The 17,328-nt window shown below is 71.0% G+C and carries 15 protein-coding genes and 1 pseudogene; 9 read left to right on the top strand and 7 right to left on the bottom strand.

Going from position 1 to position 17,328, the window contains the following annotated elements:
* Positions 1 to 157: 157 nt before the first annotated feature.
* The 4 genes from ACWD0Y_RS15230 to ACWD0Y_RS15215 form a co-directional block, all read right to left on the bottom strand.
* A complete protein-coding gene (locus tag ACWD0Y_RS15230) occupies positions 158 to 2,941 on the bottom strand; it encodes a hypothetical protein (protein WP_450260802.1) in 2,784 nt (927 codons plus the stop codon).
* 173 nt (positions 2,942 to 3,114) lie between these two features.
* Positions 3,115 to 4,002 carry a glycoside hydrolase family 19 protein gene (locus tag ACWD0Y_RS15225; RefSeq protein WP_450260807.1) on the bottom strand — a complete coding sequence of 296 codons (888 nt, stop codon included), beginning with the start codon at positions 4,000 to 4,002 and terminating at the stop codon, positions 3,115 to 3,117.
* Between the two features lie 546 nt (positions 4,003 to 4,548).
* Positions 4,549 to 5,001 (bottom strand): DUF5959 family protein, encoded by a 453-nt coding sequence (locus ACWD0Y_RS15220; RefSeq protein ID WP_450260801.1) that lies wholly within the window; start codon positions 4,999 to 5,001, stop codon positions 4,549 to 4,551.
* Positions 5,002 to 5,147: 146 nt separating this feature from the next.
* On the bottom strand, positions 5,148 to 5,996 hold the full coding sequence (locus ACWD0Y_RS15215) for an alpha/beta fold hydrolase (RefSeq protein ID WP_450260800.1): 849 nt from the start codon (positions 5,994 to 5,996) through the stop codon (positions 5,148 to 5,150).
* Positions 5,997 to 6,053: 57 nt separating this feature from the next.
* On the opposite strand from ACWD0Y_RS15215, the gene ACWD0Y_RS15210 reads away from it, so the two are divergent.
* From ACWD0Y_RS15210 to ACWD0Y_RS15190, 5 genes are all read left to right on the top strand, one after another.
* Positions 6,054 to 6,629 (top strand): TetR/AcrR family transcriptional regulator, encoded by a 576-nt coding sequence (locus tag ACWD0Y_RS15210; protein WP_450260799.1) that lies wholly within the window; start codon positions 6,054 to 6,056, stop codon positions 6,627 to 6,629.
* Positions 6,630 to 7,224: 595 nt separating this feature from the next.
* A complete protein-coding gene (locus ACWD0Y_RS15205; RefSeq protein ID WP_450260798.1) occupies positions 7,225 to 8,109 on the top strand; it encodes an LLM class flavin-dependent oxidoreductase in 885 nt (294 codons plus the stop codon).
* Between the two features lie 499 nt (positions 8,110 to 8,608).
* On the top strand, positions 8,609 to 9,601 hold the full coding sequence (locus ACWD0Y_RS15200) for a phosphotransferase family protein (protein ID WP_450260797.1): 993 nt from the start codon (positions 8,609 to 8,611) through the stop codon (positions 9,599 to 9,601).
* A gap of 297 nt (positions 9,602 to 9,898) precedes the next feature.
* Positions 9,899 to 11,740, top strand: coding sequence for a cholesterol oxidase substrate-binding domain-containing protein (locus ACWD0Y_RS15195; RefSeq protein WP_450260796.1), 1,842 nt, complete (start codon positions 9,899 to 9,901; stop codon positions 11,738 to 11,740).
* Positions 11,741 to 11,992: 252 nt separating this feature from the next.
* Positions 11,993 to 12,448: a PRC-barrel domain-containing protein gene (locus ACWD0Y_RS15190; RefSeq protein ID WP_450260795.1), complete on the top strand. Its 456-nt coding sequence runs from the start codon at positions 11,993 to 11,995 to the stop codon at positions 12,446 to 12,448.
* 247 nt (positions 12,449 to 12,695) lie between these two features.
* Here ACWD0Y_RS15190 and ACWD0Y_RS15185 read toward each other — a convergent pair.
* A pseudogene (locus ACWD0Y_RS15185) lies at positions 12,696 to 12,836 on the bottom strand (endo alpha-1,4 polygalactosaminidase); the annotation flags it as partial.
* A gap of 325 nt (positions 12,837 to 13,161) precedes the next feature.
* Between ACWD0Y_RS15185 and ACWD0Y_RS15180 the strand changes: the two are divergent.
* From ACWD0Y_RS15180 to ACWD0Y_RS15170, 3 genes are all read left to right on the top strand, one after another.
* Positions 13,162 to 13,575 carry a hypothetical protein gene (locus ACWD0Y_RS15180; protein ID WP_450260794.1) on the top strand — a complete coding sequence of 138 codons (414 nt, stop codon included), beginning with the start codon at positions 13,162 to 13,164 and terminating at the stop codon, positions 13,573 to 13,575.
* A gap of 483 nt (positions 13,576 to 14,058) precedes the next feature.
* Positions 14,059 to 14,478 carry a CBS domain-containing protein gene (locus ACWD0Y_RS15175; protein ID WP_450260793.1) on the top strand — a complete coding sequence of 140 codons (420 nt, stop codon included), beginning with the start codon at positions 14,059 to 14,061 and terminating at the stop codon, positions 14,476 to 14,478.
* Between the two features lie 141 nt (positions 14,479 to 14,619).
* A complete protein-coding gene (locus ACWD0Y_RS15170; RefSeq protein WP_450260792.1) occupies positions 14,620 to 14,820 on the top strand; it encodes a transposase in 201 nt (66 codons plus the stop codon).
* Positions 14,821 to 14,890: 70 nt separating this feature from the next.
* On the opposite strand, the gene ACWD0Y_RS15165 is transcribed toward ACWD0Y_RS15170, so the two are convergent.
* Positions 14,891 to 15,658: a class I SAM-dependent methyltransferase gene (locus ACWD0Y_RS15165; RefSeq protein ID WP_450260791.1), complete on the bottom strand. Its 768-nt coding sequence runs from the start codon at positions 15,656 to 15,658 to the stop codon at positions 14,891 to 14,893.
* Positions 15,659 to 15,751: 93 nt separating this feature from the next.
* Between ACWD0Y_RS15165 and ACWD0Y_RS15160 the strand changes: the two genes are divergently transcribed.
* Positions 15,752 to 16,306 carry a winged helix-turn-helix transcriptional regulator gene (locus tag ACWD0Y_RS15160; protein ID WP_450260790.1) on the top strand — a complete coding sequence of 185 codons (555 nt, stop codon included), beginning with the start codon at positions 15,752 to 15,754 and terminating at the stop codon, positions 16,304 to 16,306.
* A gap of 240 nt (positions 16,307 to 16,546) precedes the next feature.
* Here ACWD0Y_RS15160 and ACWD0Y_RS15155 read toward each other — a convergent pair whose 3' ends face one another.
* Entirely contained in the window at positions 16,547 to 17,194 is a 648-nt protein-coding gene (locus ACWD0Y_RS15155) for a hypothetical protein (protein WP_450260789.1), read from the bottom strand.
* Positions 17,195 to 17,328: the final 134 nt, after the last annotated feature.

Below are 17,328 nucleotides of genomic sequence, written 5' to 3'. Positions count from 1 at the left end.
CGCGCCCGGGGGCAGGATCTTCGTCACGTACGGCGGCCCGGAGGGCGTCGGCACGACGCTGCCCGGCCGGACGTACACGCAGAAGAGCACGGGTGCCGGCCAACGCGACCCGGGCAAGGTGATGTGGTGCGGGCTCACCCTGCCGTGAGGCGCGGAGCTACGAAGCGTCGAGCACCGTGCCGGTCAGGAGCGGGCCGTGCGGCTCGCCCTCGTCGTCGGTGGACCGGAGGCCGACGTACTCGGTCTGCTCGGCCACCTGGTCGCGGATCGTGGGTACGGTCACCTCCGCTCCGGTCTGCCCGGCGGGTACCGATGCCCACAGGTAGGCGTAGTCCAGCCGGGACAGCGGGACTGCGCCGTCGGGCACCTCGTCGGTCAGGTCCAGGAGCCACTGCGGGTCGACGTCCTTGGTGGACAGCTCGGAGCGGTCCGGGACGGGCACGATCCGGAGCGTCTTCGTCATTTCCACGTCGGCGGGCGCGGAGAGGGAGACCCGCCACGTCAGCGGCTGCCCCTCGGTCACCTTGCCGGCGACCGGTTCCACAGTGATCTCGGGCACCGGGTCGTCGTTCTCGGCGGTGACCCCACCCGCGTGCGAGCCGACGACCGAACCCCGGACCGCCTTGACGAGCACGTCGTGGGACATGTCCCAGGAGTACCGCTTGTCGCCCTTCACCTTCACCCGTACGTCGATGGTGCTGCGGCCGGACCGGACCGTCACCAGGCGGTCTTCTGCCGCGCCGGTGACCGGGTCCAGGACGTACAGCCGTACCGTGCCGCTGCCCTTGCCGGACACCCGCACGGGCACCTGGTACGTGCGGACGCCGGAGTCGCCCTCCTTGACCTTCAGGCGGCCGATGTCGACACGGACCAGCGGGGCCTCGCGCACCTCGGGGGTGCCAGGGCTCCACGCCCAGGCGTCCATCAGCCACGCCTGTCCGGAGCCGGTGCGCGGGGTCAGCTCCAGGGAGGCGATCCGGCGCGGGTCGAGACCGGCGCGGGTGGCCGCGGTGAGCGGTACGCGTACCTCGCGCGCCCAGTAGGAGGAGGTACGGTCGCTGCCCGGCAGCCCGTCCACCCGGACGCGGCCGAGGTCCGCCCGCCTGCCGGCGGCGTCGGTGACGGACACGTCCAGCCGAGTCCCGGTGGTGTTCGCAGGCACGAAGACGCGCAGCGCGAGGCTCTTGGCGCCCTTGACGGAGAGCGGCTTTCCGGGGCGCACCTTCACCGCCGAGCCCGGTGCGGTCCAGCGCAGCGCCACGGCGCGGCGGCCGGTCTCGCGTTCTGTCTGCCAGTACGCGAAGTGCGGAGAGGAACCGCCCGCCGAGGTGCCGAGGCAGGCGGCGCGCGGGTCGGGGTCGATCGCGGAGCACAGCCGTCCGCCGGTCACCCGCACGGAGCCGTCCGGCAGGAACCCGGCACCGCGGTTCGCGCCGACCGCGTGGGTCAGCACCCGCGCGGGGTCGGCGGAGGGGGCCCGGCGGCCCGAGCCGTCGAGCAGCTCGCGCACCCGGTCGTCCCCGGCGACGAACAGCCGGGCGGCGGCGGCGATGTAGGTGGCGCCGGCCCGGTGCTGCTGGTCGGCGGTCAGCCGGGTGGCGGCCCCGGGCGAGCACACCGGGTCCGGCTGCTCCGGGTCGTGCCAGAAGTCGTCGTCGGCGGGCGCCTGGGCCCGGCCCGGAGTCCACTCGCTGTTGAAGTAGTTGTGGTTGGCGCCGACCATGTAGACCGAGCTGTGCAGGGCCTTGCCCCGGCTGACGCCGCGGGTGCCGTCGGCGTACACCTGTCCCTGCAGGTCGGAGACGTCGCCGTCGCAGCCCGGCAGGATCGTCAGCGACGGCACGTCCGGCACCGGGTTCTGGCCGAAGATCGTCGGGCCGATGAGCACGGTACCGCGGACATGCCAGCGCACCTTGCCGCGGTAGCCGTCCTGGCCGGCCGGGGGCGGGTAGAGGCTGTCCATGGCGGCGCGGTTGACGCCCTCGCCGCCGCGCGAGTGGCCGACGAGCAAGGTGCGCGACAGGTCGGTCTTCGGAGCCTTGCGTACGGCCGCCGGGGCCGTGGCCGGCCTGGCGGCCCAGTCGGCCCAGCGGGCCAGGTGCGTCCGCACCAGCGACGAACGCGCCTGTGCGCCGCCGTCCTCCGCGTTCCAGTCCTGGCCGTTGACGCCGTTGGCGGAGACCGACACGGTCACATAGCCCTGGGAGGCCAGGAGCTTCTGGTCGCGCAGATAGCCCCGGTGGCTCGGGATCGGCTCGGTGCCTCCGGCGCAGGGCCAGTCGATGGTCACCTTGTCGCTGCCGGGGACGTAGCAGGTGGAGTGCCGGCCGTGCAGGAACAGCGCGACCGGCCGTTTGCCGGGGGCGTCCTTCGGCGCGACGACGACGCCACGCATCTCGACCGGTGCCGGGAATCCGGGCAGGCGGACCGGGTCGAGCGTGTACTCGCCGGTGGTCGTACGGTACGTGCCGGGTCTGCCGGGGTCGACGGAGCCCGCCGGGACGGCCGGTGGGTTCGGGGCGGGCGGTTGCGCGGAACGCCGGCCGCGGGCGTCGGAGGCGGCGTCGGCCCCCTGGTCCAGACGACGGCCGGCCGCCAGCACCTGGAGGCCGGTCAGGTCTGCTGTGCGCGCGTCGTCGAGGGGCAGCCGGAAGGTCCGGCCGTCGTTGTCCGGCCGGGGGGCGCCGACCAGCTTGCCACCGGCGTGGAACTCCACGCGCGCGTCGCCCGCAGGCACCGGACGCGGTGAGCGCCACTCCAGCGCGCTGCCCCCGCCGCCCTGGGTGATCCGCCAGCCGGGCGGCAGATCACGGTCGTTGATGTTCGTCGCAGTGGCGGTCCGGACGTCGGGTGGCTGCCGGGCTTGCGCCACCGCGGGCGACATCCCCACCACCGTGAGCGCCGCTATCGCGGTGGCCCATGTCCTCCGGGCACGTATCAACGGTCCCCTCCTCAACTCCGTGATCGGGGCGCCCGGTTCGCCCGGGTGCCTCTCGGTCCCGGAAGACGGGGACAGGATCTTGCGGGTTGCCTGCGGACCGTGTGAGATGGTGCGGCCGCGGACCGGGGGACGGTGTCTCCCCGGTCCGCGGCCCGTTCAGGGGCGGCCCGGTTTCAGCAGTAGAGGTTCGAGCCGGTGGGCACGCCCAGGATCTGGGCGAACTGCTGGTACTTGCCGACCCGGCTCTGGACCTGCGCGGGGTTCTTGCCGTCGCACTCCAGCGATCCGTTGATGGAGCGGATCGTGTGGCCGAATCCGGCCTGGTTGACCATGGCGTTGTGGCCGGTCATCGTGCCCGGGCCGTTCTGGGTGTTCCAGTACCAAAGGCCCGTCTTCCAGGCCACGGCCGCCTCGTTCTGCACACGCCAGGGGTTGTTCAGCAGGTCGATGCCGAGCGCGTCGCCCGCCGCCTTGTAGTTGAAGTTCCAGCTGAGCTGGATCGGTCCGCGGCCGTAGTACGCCGCCTGGCCGGCCGGACAGCCGTACGGCTGGCTCCAGTCGCAGTAGTGCGGGTAGTTGGCCGTGTTCTGCTCGACGATGTGCACCAGGCCGCCGGTCTCATGGCTGACGTTCGCGAGGAACGCCGCAGCTTCCTGCTTCTTCACCGTGTCGCTGCCCGTGTTGGCGAAGCCGGGGTAGGCGCTGAGGGCGGCGGTGAGACCGCTGTACGTGTAGAACGGATTCCGGTTCGGGAACATCTGGTTGAACTGCGACTCGCTGACCACGAAGCCGGACGGTGACGGGGTGCCGCCCCCGCCACCGCAGTTGTACGGGTCCCAGTACCAGGTGCTGACGGTCGGGTCGTAGCCCGGGTTGTCGTGCTCGGCCACGTAGTACGCACCGTTGTACCTGACAACGTTGCCAGTGGTGTACCAGGCGCCCTGCTGCCAGTTGGGCGCGGTGTCGCAGGGGGAGGCCGCGGACGCGGAGGGCGTCAGCACCACGGCGAAGCCGGTGGCGACGAGGATCGCCGTCAACAGGGCCAGGAGGCGGTTTCTCAGCACTCGATCACTCCTCTGAGCACAACGGGCCGGCCCGGAGCGTCAGTTGCTCTCCGGGCCCGGCCGCGGTGGGGGGCTGTGCGCCCACTCAAGCGTGGTTGATGTGATCGTGTCAAGGTATAGACCAATGTGACTTCCGGGTAAGCAGGCCCGGCAGGCCCGGGGCGCCCCGGCATCACGTGACCGCCGCAACGCCTCGATGACCGCCGCGCCGCCGGCGACTTCGCCACCCGTCGCGGACAGCGCTGCGGCACCGTCCTCATCGGCTGTGTGACCGGCCGGCCGCTCGATCTGCTGCCCGGCCACGACGCCAGACGCCCAGTGCCCGCCGGAGCCCACCGCCCTTCACGGCCGCCACGTCCGGCCGTTCACCGGAATCCTCCGGACCTGCTCCGGCCGGCGCCTCGGGGACGGAGTCGCCACCGCCTGCGGCGAAGACCTACCCGCACCGAACGCCTCCGCCATCGGTCTGGTGAAGGACTGGGACGCCGCCGTCCAGCACCTGGCCCCTCGCCCACCCGCGCGGGTTCCGCCGCTGGCAGGAGCTCAGCGCCGCCACTCATAGACACCCGGCGAGGACTCCAGTACCTCGCTCGGCCACTCCTTCCGCACCAGGCCGAGCAGCCTCCGCTGCTCGTCGATCCATCCCTCTTCGAGGCACAGGGGAAGGAACACGCGGACGCACGAACTGCTCAGATCCTCTACACGGACAGCGGGAGTCTCATGCTCTTCGTTGTACGGCTGGATCCTGATTGCGGGGCTGTGGTCATCGTCCTTCCAGCAGATCTCCTGACCAGCGGCGAGCAAGTCGAGAGCCCGAGACCAGTCCTCCAGATCCGAAGGGGTCAAGGACATGTCGAGCCGACCGCTGACGAAGCTGCTTGCGACGAGGACCTCTGCGTCGAGCCGGTCGTGGAGATGCAAAGTACCCGGCGACCGACGCCCCAGCACACGTACCCGGAAGCTGTTGTCGCCATCGGAGAGGCTGATCAGTTCCACCGTGTGCCTTCTGCTCTTCAGTGCGTCGTGCGGTTCCGCGTGCGCGCCTTCCGGGACAGCATCAGTCAGGGACACGGCCTGGGGCCGGCTGAGCCGCTGACTGGTCCTTTCGAGCTGAGACGACTCCGGGTCTCATTCTGAAACGATCAGCAAGGAGTGTCCGCGATGAACCGGCGCAGAGCGGCGCACAGGCCCCCGGGATTGTCCAGCGGGATCAGCGTGCGGGAGTCGGGGATCTCCACGTACCGGCCGTGCGGCAGCAGTTCGGCGAGCCGGCGACCGGTCTCGGGCGGCATCATGCGGTCCTCCGCGCCCCAGGCGACGAGGGCCGGGCGGTCGAACGTACGCAGGCGCTCGGCGGCCCGCAGGTAGGTGCCCTTGCGGGTGCTGCGCAGGAACGCGGCGAAGTCGCGGCGGACGCCGGGGCCGGTCAGCAGCGGACCGTACCAGCGGCGGACGAGTTTGTAGGGGATCGGGTACTTGGCCATGCCGCCCAGTGAACTCCGCATCCCGGCGAGGAAGGGCGAGCGGAAGGACTGCAGGAGCAGGAACAGCCCGCCCGGGACGTGGATCGCGGCCTGCAGGATCCGGCCCTGGGTGCCCGGCGGGTAATTGTCGAGGGCCTCGCAGGAGGTGAGCACCAGACGGCCGACGCGCTTGTCGTGGGTACCCACGAGGAGCTGGGCGGTACCGGCGTCGTTCTGGACGAGGGTGACCGCGCGCAGGTCGAGGCGGTCCAGGAACTCGGCGAGCAGCGCGGCGACCCCGTGGGCGGAGAGGTCGGTACCGGGGCGCACGGGGCGTCGGTGGCTGCCGAGGGGAAGGACGGGGACGACGACGCGGAAGTCCGCGCAAAGGTCCTCCACCACCGGCTGCCAGAGGGACTCGTCGAATGCGACGCCGTGGACGAGGACGACCGTTTCCCGCGTGTCACCGGGGCCCGTGCCCGTGTCGATGTAGTCGATGACGCCCGAGGTGAGTTCGATGGCAGGCATGCGTGACCCCCGTTGCCGATCCACTTGATAGACCAGTCTAGTGAGAGGCTAGCCGCCATGACGACGACAAGCGACACCAGAGCCCGCATTCTGGCCGCCGCGACCGAGCTCTTCCGGCGCCAGGGGTACGCGGCCACCGGGATGAAGCAGATCGTGGCGACGGCCCGGGCGCCGTACGGATCCGCCTACCACTTCTTCCCGGGCGGCAAGGTGCAACTGGGCGAGGAGGTGGTCCGAACCTCCGGGGCGGCCTACCTGGCCTTGATCGGCGACTTGTTCGGCCGGGATCCCGACCCGGTGCGGGCCACCCGCGAGGCCTTCCGCGGCGCGGCCGCCACCCTGGAGTCCCTGGACTTCGCCGATCCGTGCCCCATCGCCACCGTGGCCCTGGAGGTGGCGAGCACGCACGAGGGGCTGCGGCTGGCGACGTCCGAGGTCTTCGCCTCCTGGATCGAGGCTCTGGCCGGTTACTACGCCTCCTGCGGTATCGGTTCTCCCCGGACCACGGCGAGCTCGGTGATAGCCCTGCTGGAGGGCGCTTTCATGCTCGGCCGTGCCGACCGCTCCCCGGAACCGGTGCTGGCGGCGGCCTCGGCGGCGGCCGCGATCGTGGCGGCGGCCGCCCGGGCCTGACTCCCTTCCGCTCCCACCGTCTTCGTGTGACCGACCACCAGGGACGGGCTCCGGGCATGAGCACGCGTTCGCTTGAGTTTCTTCTGCGTGAGCCCGGAGAGCCACGGCTCCACCAGGTTCAGCCAGGACGAACTCCTCGGCGGGAGCCGCGGGTCGACGGGTGACAGTGGCGGCCGGGTGGGTGGGTTTGTGCTGTCGGTGGCCGGCGCCCTGGGCAGCGCCTCTGTCGTCTGTCGTCACCGGCCCGTCGCACCTCCAGGCGGGGCGAGACGCCCGGAGGCGCGACGTATCGACGTATCCACGGGCAGCAGGAAGCGGCCGCGAGGGTCGCCATGCGCGAACGCGCCCAGCCGGCCAGGAGCGGCCCCACCGGCCCGGACTTCAGCCGTCGCCGGCACCGGGCTCCGGACGCGCCGTCCGACTCCACGGCGACCCGGGACCCACTCCGGGAACGCCGGGCGCGGTGGCGGTCCTCCGACTCCGGCCGTGAGCCCCTGCCCCGGATGGAGGGCCTGGGGCGTGGCCGCCGACCATGCCGGCCCGCCGGGCCGAAAATCGCTTGATCCGCTTCCGAGCGGCTGACGATACTGCTCCGATGAGCCGAATCGGTGTGATGTTCGACAGGGACCAGCGGCCGGAAGAGCTGAGGGACTTCGCACGCGAGGTGGAGAGTCTCGGCGCGGACGACCTCTGGGTCGTGGAGGATCTCGCCTGGGCGGGGGCCGTCTCCTCCGCGACCCTCGCGCTGACCGCGACCGACCGGCTGCGGGTCGGCATCGGCATCATGCCCGCGCCGCTGCGCAACCCCGCCCTGCTCGCCATGGAACTCGCCACGCTGGCGCGGGTCTTCCCCGGCCGCCTCGTCGCGGGCATCGGTCATGGCGTTCCCGCGTGGATGGCCCAGGTCGGGGCGGCGAACCCGGCCGGGCTGGCGCTGCTCGAGGAGACCGTCACCGCGGTGCGCACGCTGCTGCGAGGCCGGACCGCGCACGTCGACGGGCGCACCGTCCGTATCGACGGTGTGCGCTTGGTCCACCCTCCGGCCGAACCCCCGCCTGTCGTCACCGGCGTCGTACGCCCCCGTTCCCTGGAACTCTCAGGCCGTTGCGCCGACGGTACGGTCATGGCCGAGGGGCAGGGCCCGGCGGCCGTCCGTGCCGCCCTCACCCACATCGAGGCGGGCCGGGCATCCTCGCCCACCGCCCCCACGACCCACCAGCTGACCGTCTTCACCCACCTCTGCGTCTCGGAGGGCGACGCGGCCCGGGTCACCGCGGCGACGGCCCCCGTCCTCGCCGAGTACTCCGACTGGCTCGGGGTCCCGCCCGAAGACGTCTTCCTCGCCTCGGGGACCCCTCGGTCCGCCGCCGCCCGTGTCCAGTCCCTGTGGGAGGCCGGCGCCGACACCGTGGTGCTCCGCCCGGTCGGTGACGACCCACTGGAGCAGGTACGGGCGACCCTGGCAGCCCTGGGGCGCTGACAAGCGTCCGTACCGTGCCGCCTCCGGCCGGTTCGCGGTGGCGAGGCCGACGGCCTACCGGAGAAGCCTGAGCGTCGGTGACCCGCGCCGGCCGAGCCGATCGCACCCACGGGGGCGCGAGGGCGGTGACGCCGGCTGCAGGGCTCTGCCGCAATCCACGGCCTCCACCCGGCAGTTGCGGCGGCCCGTCCCCACGGCGCTGCCGCCCACCGCGACCCCTGCTCTCCTCGGCAACCGCCGTTGCACCCGGTCTGCGTCATGGTCACCGCTCCGCCGCGGCGACAACAGGCCGACAGGCGGCCGAACCGCACCACCCGGCGCAGGACCCCGGACGGCGGGGAGCGGCGGTTGCGAGCCGGTCCCCCCTCGCCGGCAAAGGGCGGCTCGCCGGACCGCCGCGGAACCGGTCCGTGCGCCGGCGATCGCACGCTGGACGAGAGGGCAGGCACTCGGCATGATGGGAGCGCTCCCATCGTCTCGTCGTTCGGAAGCGTGCCTCATGCAGAGCAGGACCAAGCGCCGTCTTACCTCAGGAGAGCTCGACACCGTCCTGCGTACGTCCGCGGGCATCGGGTGCTCCCTGGAGTACGAGTTGACCGACGGCTGGTTCAACACCGCGTACCGGGTCCTGCTCGACGACGGCAGGCCCGCCATCGTCAAACTCGCCCCGTCGGCCGGTACCGCCGTTCTGCGCTACGAGCGCGGCATCATGGCCACGGAGGCCATGGTCTACCGGCGGATCACGGCCCTCTCGGACGGTGGCGTGCCCACGCCCGCCCTGCTGTGCGCGGGGGAGGAGTTCCTCGCTCTCTCCGTCCTGGAAGGCACCCCCTGGGACAAGGCCGCCGATCATCTGTCTCCCCGGGCGCAGAGGGCGCTGCGCCGCGAACTCGGGGCCATCACCGCGCGTCTGCACACTCTCGTCCCGGAAGACGGCCGGTTCGGATACCCGGCCGCGGAGTCCGGGCTGTCCGCATCCGACTGGTACTCGGCGTTCACCGCCATGGTGGAGGCGCTTCTGGACGACGCCGAACGCTGGAAGTCACCGCTCGGCGTGGCACCGGACGACATACGGGCGATGGTGACCGAAGCCCGGTACGCCCTGCAGGAGGTCACCGAACCGCGGTTGGTCCACTTCGACCTGTGGCCCGGAAACGTCTTCGTCGACCACGGCGACGATCGCTCTCCCACCCGCGTATCGGGAATCATCGACCACGAGCGGGCGTTCTGGGGCGACCCGGCCGCCGAGCTGGTCTCCTTGGCCTTCGGCGGCGACGCGGGCCCTGACAGCGATCTCGTCGCCGGCTACAGGGAGGCCGGTGGCACACTCGACTTCACCCCCGCCCTGAGACACCGGCTGGCCCTCTACCACGTTTACCTGGGCCTGCTGCTCGTCATCGAGTGCGGTCCCCGGGGCTTCGGGCCGGACCACCTCGCGTTCTGCGTCCGCACGCTCGCCGACAGCATCGCCGGGCTCCGGCGCCTGGGGTGAAGAACTCGACACGGGCGCGCGGAAGCAGCGCAACCGCATCGGGCCGCATGGAGCCGGCACAGGCATGGGGGCGCGGAGACGGCCGAGCAGGCCGTCGAGACGGGACCGGATCCCGGAGAGCCGGCCGGTTGCGCGTTGATGGGGTGGCCAACGGCATCCGCCGCAGGCTGATGCGTGAGAAGCCGGGTTTCCGGTGCATGTCATTCGAAAGAGTGAGCGCAGTTCACATGTGCTACCGAGGTCGGCGGAGTCTGTACATACTGCCGGGGCGACCGATCACAGGGTGGAGGAACCGTCATGTCCGATGAGGCGCGTCCCGTCGAGCGGGACTGGTCGAGGCGGCGGGCGCTGGCCGCCGCGGCGGCTGCGGCAGTGGGGGGCTGGAGTGTGGCGGAGCTGGTGCGGCCGGGGCAGGCGCAGGCCGCCGGTGCGGTGTTACCCGCCGGATTCCCGCAGCACGTGGACATCTACCGGCGCGTTTTCGAGAACTGGGCCGGAGAGATCCGCAGCGACCAGTTGTGGACCTGTTCCCCCCGCACCGGGCAGGAGGTGGCCGATGTCTGCAACTGGGCTCGGGAGCAGGGCTGGAAGGTGCGCGCGGTGGGCCAACGGCACGGCTGGGCCCCGCTGGTCGTCGCGGACGGCACGCCGGGTGACGCACGAGTGGTACTGGTCGACACCACCCTGCATCTGACGGCGATGTCGCTGGGGCCGGTGGCATCGGACGGTTCGGCCGCCGTACGTGTACAGGCCGGCGCGCTCATGGAGGACCTGCTGGAGTTCCTCGGCGGGCAGCGCCTGGGGGTGACGGCCTGTCCGGCGCCAGGAGACCTGTCGGTCGGCGGGGCACTGGCCATCGGCGCGCACGGCACCGCCGTACCCGCCGCGAAGGAGACACCGACCGTCGGCAAGGGCTTCGGGTCACTCAGCAACCTGGTCACGGAGATGACCGCCGTGGTCTGGGACGACACCGCCGGCGCGTACGTGACACGCGCCTACAGCCGCGCCGACCCGGACTGCGCGGCCCTGCTCACCCACCTGGGACGCGCCTTCGTCGTCGAGGCCGTCCTGCGGGTGGGACAGGACCAGAACCTGCGCTGCCGCTCCTACCTCGACATACCGGCCCGGGACCTGTTCGCCGCACCGGATTCAGGTGTTCCGGCGGCGCGGACGCTGTCCGGGTTCCTCGACGACACCGGCCGGGTGGAGGCCATCTGGTTCGCCTTCACCGACCGGCCCTGGCTCAAGACGTGGAGCGTCAGCCCGAACCGCCCCCTGGCCTCACGGGCCGTGCGGGAACCCTACAACTACCCTTTCTCCGACAACGTTCCCGAACCCGTCGCCCGCCTCGCCGGCCAGGTCTTCGCCGGAGCCTGGGCGAGCACACCGCTGCTGGGCCAACTGCAGTACCTCATCGCCAAGATCGGGCTGACCGGCGACATCACCGACGTCCTCACCTCGCCCAGCGTGATCCGCGACCTGCTGACCGCCGACGTCCTCACCCATCTGCTGGCCGGCGGACTGCGCTCGGACCTGTGGGGCGCCTCCCGTGACCTGCTCCTCTACATCAGGCCCACCACACTGCGCGAGACCGCCAACGGCTACGCCCTTCTCACCCGACGCGAGGACGTGCAGTGGGTGGTGCACCAGGTCACAGGCCACTACAGCGGCCTTCTCGAGGACTACGCCTCCCGGGGCCTCTACCCCCTCAACGGACAGGTGGAAATCAGGGTCACCGGGATCGACGACCCGGCGGTGTGCATGGTCCCCGGCGCGCAGCCACCCCTGCTGTCGGCTGTGCGTGCCCGTCCCGACAGGCCCGACTTCGACACCGCCGTATGGTTCGACGTACTGACCGATCCGGCGACCCCCGGTCTGCACAGTTTCTGCCGGGACATCGAGCGTTTCCTGTTCGACACCCTCGACGGCGACCGTGTCACCGTGCGTGTGGAATGGTCCAAGGGCTGGGCCTACACCGACACCGCCGCCTGGGCCGCGCCCGACATCCTCACCCGGACGATCCCAACGAGCCACCGGATCGGCGGCGGCCCCGGCTGGGACGACGCACGCGACACGCTCAACCGCCTCGATCCGCACCGTGTCCTCACCACCTCGCTCCTGGACACCCTGATGCCCTGATCCACCACCGCCGGGACGAAGACAGGAAACGGTGCCGTTCCAACACCGCGGCGGGGACGGTCACCGGATCGCCGACGCCTCGGCAGCTGTCCCGGACCGCAACGCACCAAGGCGTACGGGACGCCGTGACCTTTCACCGATCGCAACAGCGCCGCGGAAGCCGATGAAAACCTGGTCACCGGGCCGTTTGGGCGCGCCGGTGCGGGCAATGCGCTCCAGGACAGGTCGCGGCAGGACAATTGAGGAGCAGCGGTGATTTCCCAGGAGCAGCTCGCGAACCTGGCCGGTCAGCCAGTCTTCGCCGTCGACGGGCGCAAGGTCGGGGACGTGGTCCATGTCCTGCTGGACGACACCACCGGCAGGCCGGAGTGGGTGCGCGTTCGCGGCGGCTCGGCGCCAGGTGATGTCTTTGTTCCGCTGCGGGGCGCCGTCAGTGGTGACGACCGGCTGGAGGTCCCGTTCTCCTCGGCTGTGATCGAGGCCGCCTCCCGTGTCGAGGTCGAGCGCGGAGACGAGGAGGTACTCTCCGTGGCCGACGAGGAGAAGCTGTTCGCCTGTTTCGTGTTGACGGACGTGCGTGAGCAGGTGAACGCGGAAGGCGGCAGCGGGTGGTCCGCCATGGACCGGGCCCAGGACGTCCAGGCGGGTACGGCCGGCCAGGAGTCGCTTCGCACACGGCTGCGTGTCCTGCACGACGCCGGCGCGTAGCCGTAACCGCCCGTCCGGGGCGGATGCCGGTGCCCGCCAGCACGGCTTGCACCACGCTCCGGGGCCCAGCTTCCTGCGCATCGCGCTGAGGCCGAGCTCTCTGGATCCCTCCGCTCGCAGAGGCCGCCGACCGGGACGGCGTATTCGACGTGCAGGACCGCCTTGCAGGTCTTGACGAAGGGAGCGGGTGCGCGCAGTCGTCGTACTGCGCGCACTCCTCGTTCACCGCGAAGTCGAAGCTCGTGACCAGCTCGGGGATGTGCGGCAAGTCGTTCTTCAGGTCCACCGACATGCCGCGAGCGTGGGCGAGGCCGGCGGGCATGCGGTTGTACGCCAGCTGGTGGCCGGCGGTCAGGGGAAAACCGGTGTCGTCGAGGCAGCCGTCCATCAGGTCCGGCCTGTGCCGTGCCGTCAGCGGGCGCTGCGATCGGTGGGGGTTCCGTGTTTCCAGGAGGCGCCCTTGGCGGCCTCGTCGCGCATCGTCCCCGCCGTGCGGGCGTCGCCTGCGTCGGCAACCCGGGTGATGGCTCCAGCAGCGTTGCGCAGAGGTCTGCGGCTTCGTCCTCCTCTTTCTGCATACGTCTTTCTGCATACGGAGGTGGTGTCCGGCGGATCGTCCGGCGTGTTCGTCACAGACTGGCCGGTGCTGCCGCGCACAGTGAAGCCGTGAGCCGCTTTTCGGTGGCTTCGCTGCGCGATGGATGGAGATGCCGGTGACTGTGGCCAGTGACAAGACGACGGGTGAGGAGCTTGCCGAGAGCTTGCTGGAGGGGGTGGTGAACGAGCCGATGCGGGCGGCGACGAAGTTGCTGGGTGCTCACGGCGACGGCTACTGGCTGCGGCGCCTGAGCGACGACAAGGAACTCGCGGCCGTGGCCGATCATCCACTGATCGACCACTCCGGCCGGTGTCCCATGGTCGACTGGGACGGTGTCGGCCACCTCCTGAAGACCCCGGGATGGTCGCGCGGGGTCTCCAGGAGTCAGGCGGCGGTGCTGGAGTTCGCCGCGTCGCTGGTGAACCGGTGCCCGGTGCAGATCGGGCGGATCAGCCACGCCGTGAACGATGCGGAGTTCCAGCTGCTCCTCGGGGCGATGGAGGCAGCCTCCTACGGCGACCCCCGCTGACCTGCATCCGGTTCGGCGTTCTGCGTCGTGTTCAGTCGGTGTTTTCCTCGGCCCGGCTGCTGCCGCGGCTGTTCTCGATGCAGATCCAGGTGGGCCGGCACGGCTCCTTCGTGACGGCAGGCGTACATCGGCATGGCCGCCGACCGGGCCGTTGTGCCCAGGAGCTGCTGGGTGAGCCGGTCGAGCCCCGGACCGGATCGGTACGCATCAGCATCGCCGACCGCTTTCTCTCTCACGGTTCGTGCGTGGCACTTCGGTACACGCCCCGGGTGGCCTATACGCGAGGAATGCGCTATTGCGGCCAGATTCTGCGAGTGGGCCCCGGCAAGTAGGTGGGCCCCGGCGAGGAGGTGAGCTGCGCGGGGCCATCGGAGCGCAAAGCGGGACGTGGGGGCGTGGGGTGAGCGGGTTGCGGGGTACAGCCAGGTCGCGCGGCCGTCAGGCGGCGTGATGACGACGCCCGCACACGGTTGGAGATCGGCGATGGCCAGGAAAGTGCGTGAAGTGATGACCGCTGTGCCCTTCGTCGTGGGGCCGCGGACCTCGGTGGCGGAGGTCGCCCGGGTGATGCGCGACGAGGGCATCGGCGCGGTGCTGGTTGCCGAGGGCGACGAGCTGAGGGGTCTGGTCACCGACCGGGACCTGGCAGTGCGGATCATGGCGCGGGAGGGCGACATCGCCGACTACAGCGCGGCCGACGCCTGCAGCGACGAGTTGATCACGGTCTCGCCCGACGACGGCCTGGACCGGGCTGTCTCCTTGATGCGCGAGCACGCGGTGCGGCGCCTGCCCGTCGTGGAGGACGGCCTGCCGGTGGGCATCGTGTCCCTGGGCGACCTGGCCGTCGAACGTGACACCGCCTCCGCCCTGGCCGACATCAGCGCCGCCGCCCCGAACCAGTAAGAGGGCATCTGGCCGGTGTAGTGGGTAGTTCGGGATGATCTTATGACTGCTGGAGTTGGCGTTCGCTGGGCGAGGCGTGAACGCCCGCCGCCCGTACCGCAGTGATGTCTCCGACGCCCCTGCGCGCTGATCGAGCCGATCTTGCGGGAGATCGGCAGCGCGATCCTCCACGTCAGCCGCACCGGCATTCCGTGGGAGTACTCGCCGCACGGCTTCCCGCCGTGCAGGACCGTCTACGACTACTACGCCAAGTGGGAAGCGGACGGCACCACCCAAAAGGCCCACGACCTGTTACAGGACAAGGGCCACCGGACCCACGGCCGCAACTCCGACCGCTTTTGAAGCGGTGGGTGATCGAGCGGACCTTCGGCCGGCTGGTGCAACACCGCTCAGGTCCGGTCGGCCCCGACACTTACGCCCGGAGGACCGCGTACCCCAGATACGTCACCGCCGGGCTGCCCTCCGGTTCGAGCACCATGTCGACCAGCTCCGGCAACTGCTCGTCGGCCAGCGTGCCACGCCTGCGCCCGCGCGTCGCGCGCACCAGGCTGCGTACGTTGCGCGGCTTGAACGCCGAGACGTCTTTCGCGGACAGCCCCGCCCGGCCGAAGGCCTCGGCGAGCTCCGCTGGACGGCGCAGCCGGTGTGCGGCGTAGCGGCCGCGGGGCATGATCCGTGTGCCCGGGAAGGCTTGGAAAGCACCGAGGTAGATGAGGCGGGACAGGAGAGTGCGGTTCACCGTGTCGTAGACGAAGGCACCGCCGGGACGCAGCACGCGCGCCGCCTCCGCGACGACTGCGTCCGGCCGTTCGGTGACCTCGAGGGTGTCGGCGCAGTACAGGAGGTCGAAGGAGTCGCCCGGCAGGTCGAGTTCCTCCGCGGGCGTCGTCAGGTACGTGATGCCAAGCCCGTCGTCCGCATCCAGGGCGAGGGCCGTCGCGGCGGGGGACGGGTCGGCGGCAACGACCTCGAAACCGAGCCGGGCGAGGCCGCGGGCCAGAAGGCCGCGCCCGCTGCCGACGACGAGCGCCCGGCTGCCGGCCGCCGCGAGGCCCGCCGCCGGGAGCACGTGCCGCAGGTACTCAAGGCGTACGGACTGAAAGGTCAGGGCCCGGATGTTGCGGCCGTCGACGGCCGTGGGGCCCACCGTGTCGAGTGCGATGTGCGGGGCGGTGGCCATGGCAGGCTCCCTCGACATGTCGGATCAGGTTCCCTGAGTAAACCTAGCATCCTTGAGTTCCCTGAGGGAACCTGGCGGCGATACGATGGGCTCGTGACCCGTACCCCCCTCTCCGGCGTCGCGTGCTCGATCGCCCGCGCGACCGATCTGTTCGGCGACGCCTGGACGGCCCTGATCATGCGCGACATTCTCGTCGGCATCCGCCGCTTCGACGAGCTGGCGGAGGACCTCGGCCTGTCCCGCAAGACTCTCGCCGCGCGGCTGGCCCGGCTGGTGGAGGGGGGCGTACTGACACGCAAGCGGTACCAGACCGCCCCGCCACGCGAGGAGTACGTGGCCACGGAGAAGGGCCGGGAGCTCTACCCCGTCCTCCTGGCACTGATGGCCTGGGGCGACAAGTGGTACGCGGGACCCGAGGGGCCGCCCGCCCGGATCCGCCACGACGCCTGCGGGCACCTGGCCAGGCCGGTCGTGGCCTGCGACGCCTGCCGGGAGCCGCTCACGGTGGGCGACACGACGCAACTGCCCGGCCCCGGCGGGCGGGTGGGGCCGGGCACGCGGCTACTGGGACCGCTGATCGCCGCGCGGGGGGAGGAGGGCCCGGAGCAGGCTGCAACCCCAGATCCCGCTCGGTCGGCTCCTTCATGATCTCGTCGCTGGCGGCCCAGCCCCAGATCGTGTGACGAGCCCATGGCGCTGCGAGCCGAACGCTCTGCACACCACGCTCGTGGGGGAACAACAAGATTGCCAGGCTGTTCGCGTGTACGACGACAAGGACAGCTCGTCGGCCGTGGCTGGAGAGGGCTGCACCGCTCACGGTCGCCTGCCCGCCAGACCTGACCATGGGCCGGATGGTGGGGTTTCCTTGGCTTCCTTGACGTGTGAGCCTCAGCGGCGGCCTGAGTCGGCCCCGGCCAGCCCTGTACCGAGAAGAACGTATGCGACGAGGACGAGGATCGGTATGTGCCCGCCCGCGTGGTCGATGTCGTCGATGTAGTACCCGGAGACCCCTACCCAGACCAGCCCACCGACGAGCACGAGCACGGCGTTGCCGGTCTCCCGCATTATCCACATGCCGGCCCACAGCAGGAGGGGCATGAGAGCCCAGGAAGCGGCTGTGGTGAGTAAGAACTCGAAGGCGCCGGAGAACATCGTGTGCCCGTCTGTGGCTCTACTTTCGTGGGCCCAGGTGTAGCCGGCGGACATGAGGGAGTGGCAGGCCGCGGTGGCGGTGGCGACGGTGAGGGCGGCTTTGGCAGGTCGTATGTACTGCATGGCGGGAATCCTTGCTCTTCGCAGGTCGGTGACCGCAGGGTGGTGCAAGTCCTTCAGCCGCTGCGGGGCGTGCTCCAGGGCGTTGGCGTAGGGCCGAGCACCGGAGACTTTCGGGTGGAACGACTTCATCGACGGCTGGGGCATGTCGTTGTCCGCCTCGGACCGGCCGGTCGAGACGATATCGTGGACCGATTCAAGGTCACCGTAGATCGCCTTGCGCCCCGGAAGTCCGGCGCGGGGTCCGCCGTCGGAGTTCCGCAAGGCCCTCGACGGCCTCCTCGCAGACCTGAAGCAGCCCGGGCAAAGGGCTCGCACCCCAAGCCCTCGGTGAGTTGACCGCGGGCCCGCGGATCCATTCCCCCAGAAGCAGGGCAACCCACCCTCGGGGTCGGGCT

It is taken from the genome of Streptomyces altiplanensis, from assembly GCF_053591575.1.
This window is presented reverse-complemented; position numbering and strand designations above follow the sequence as displayed.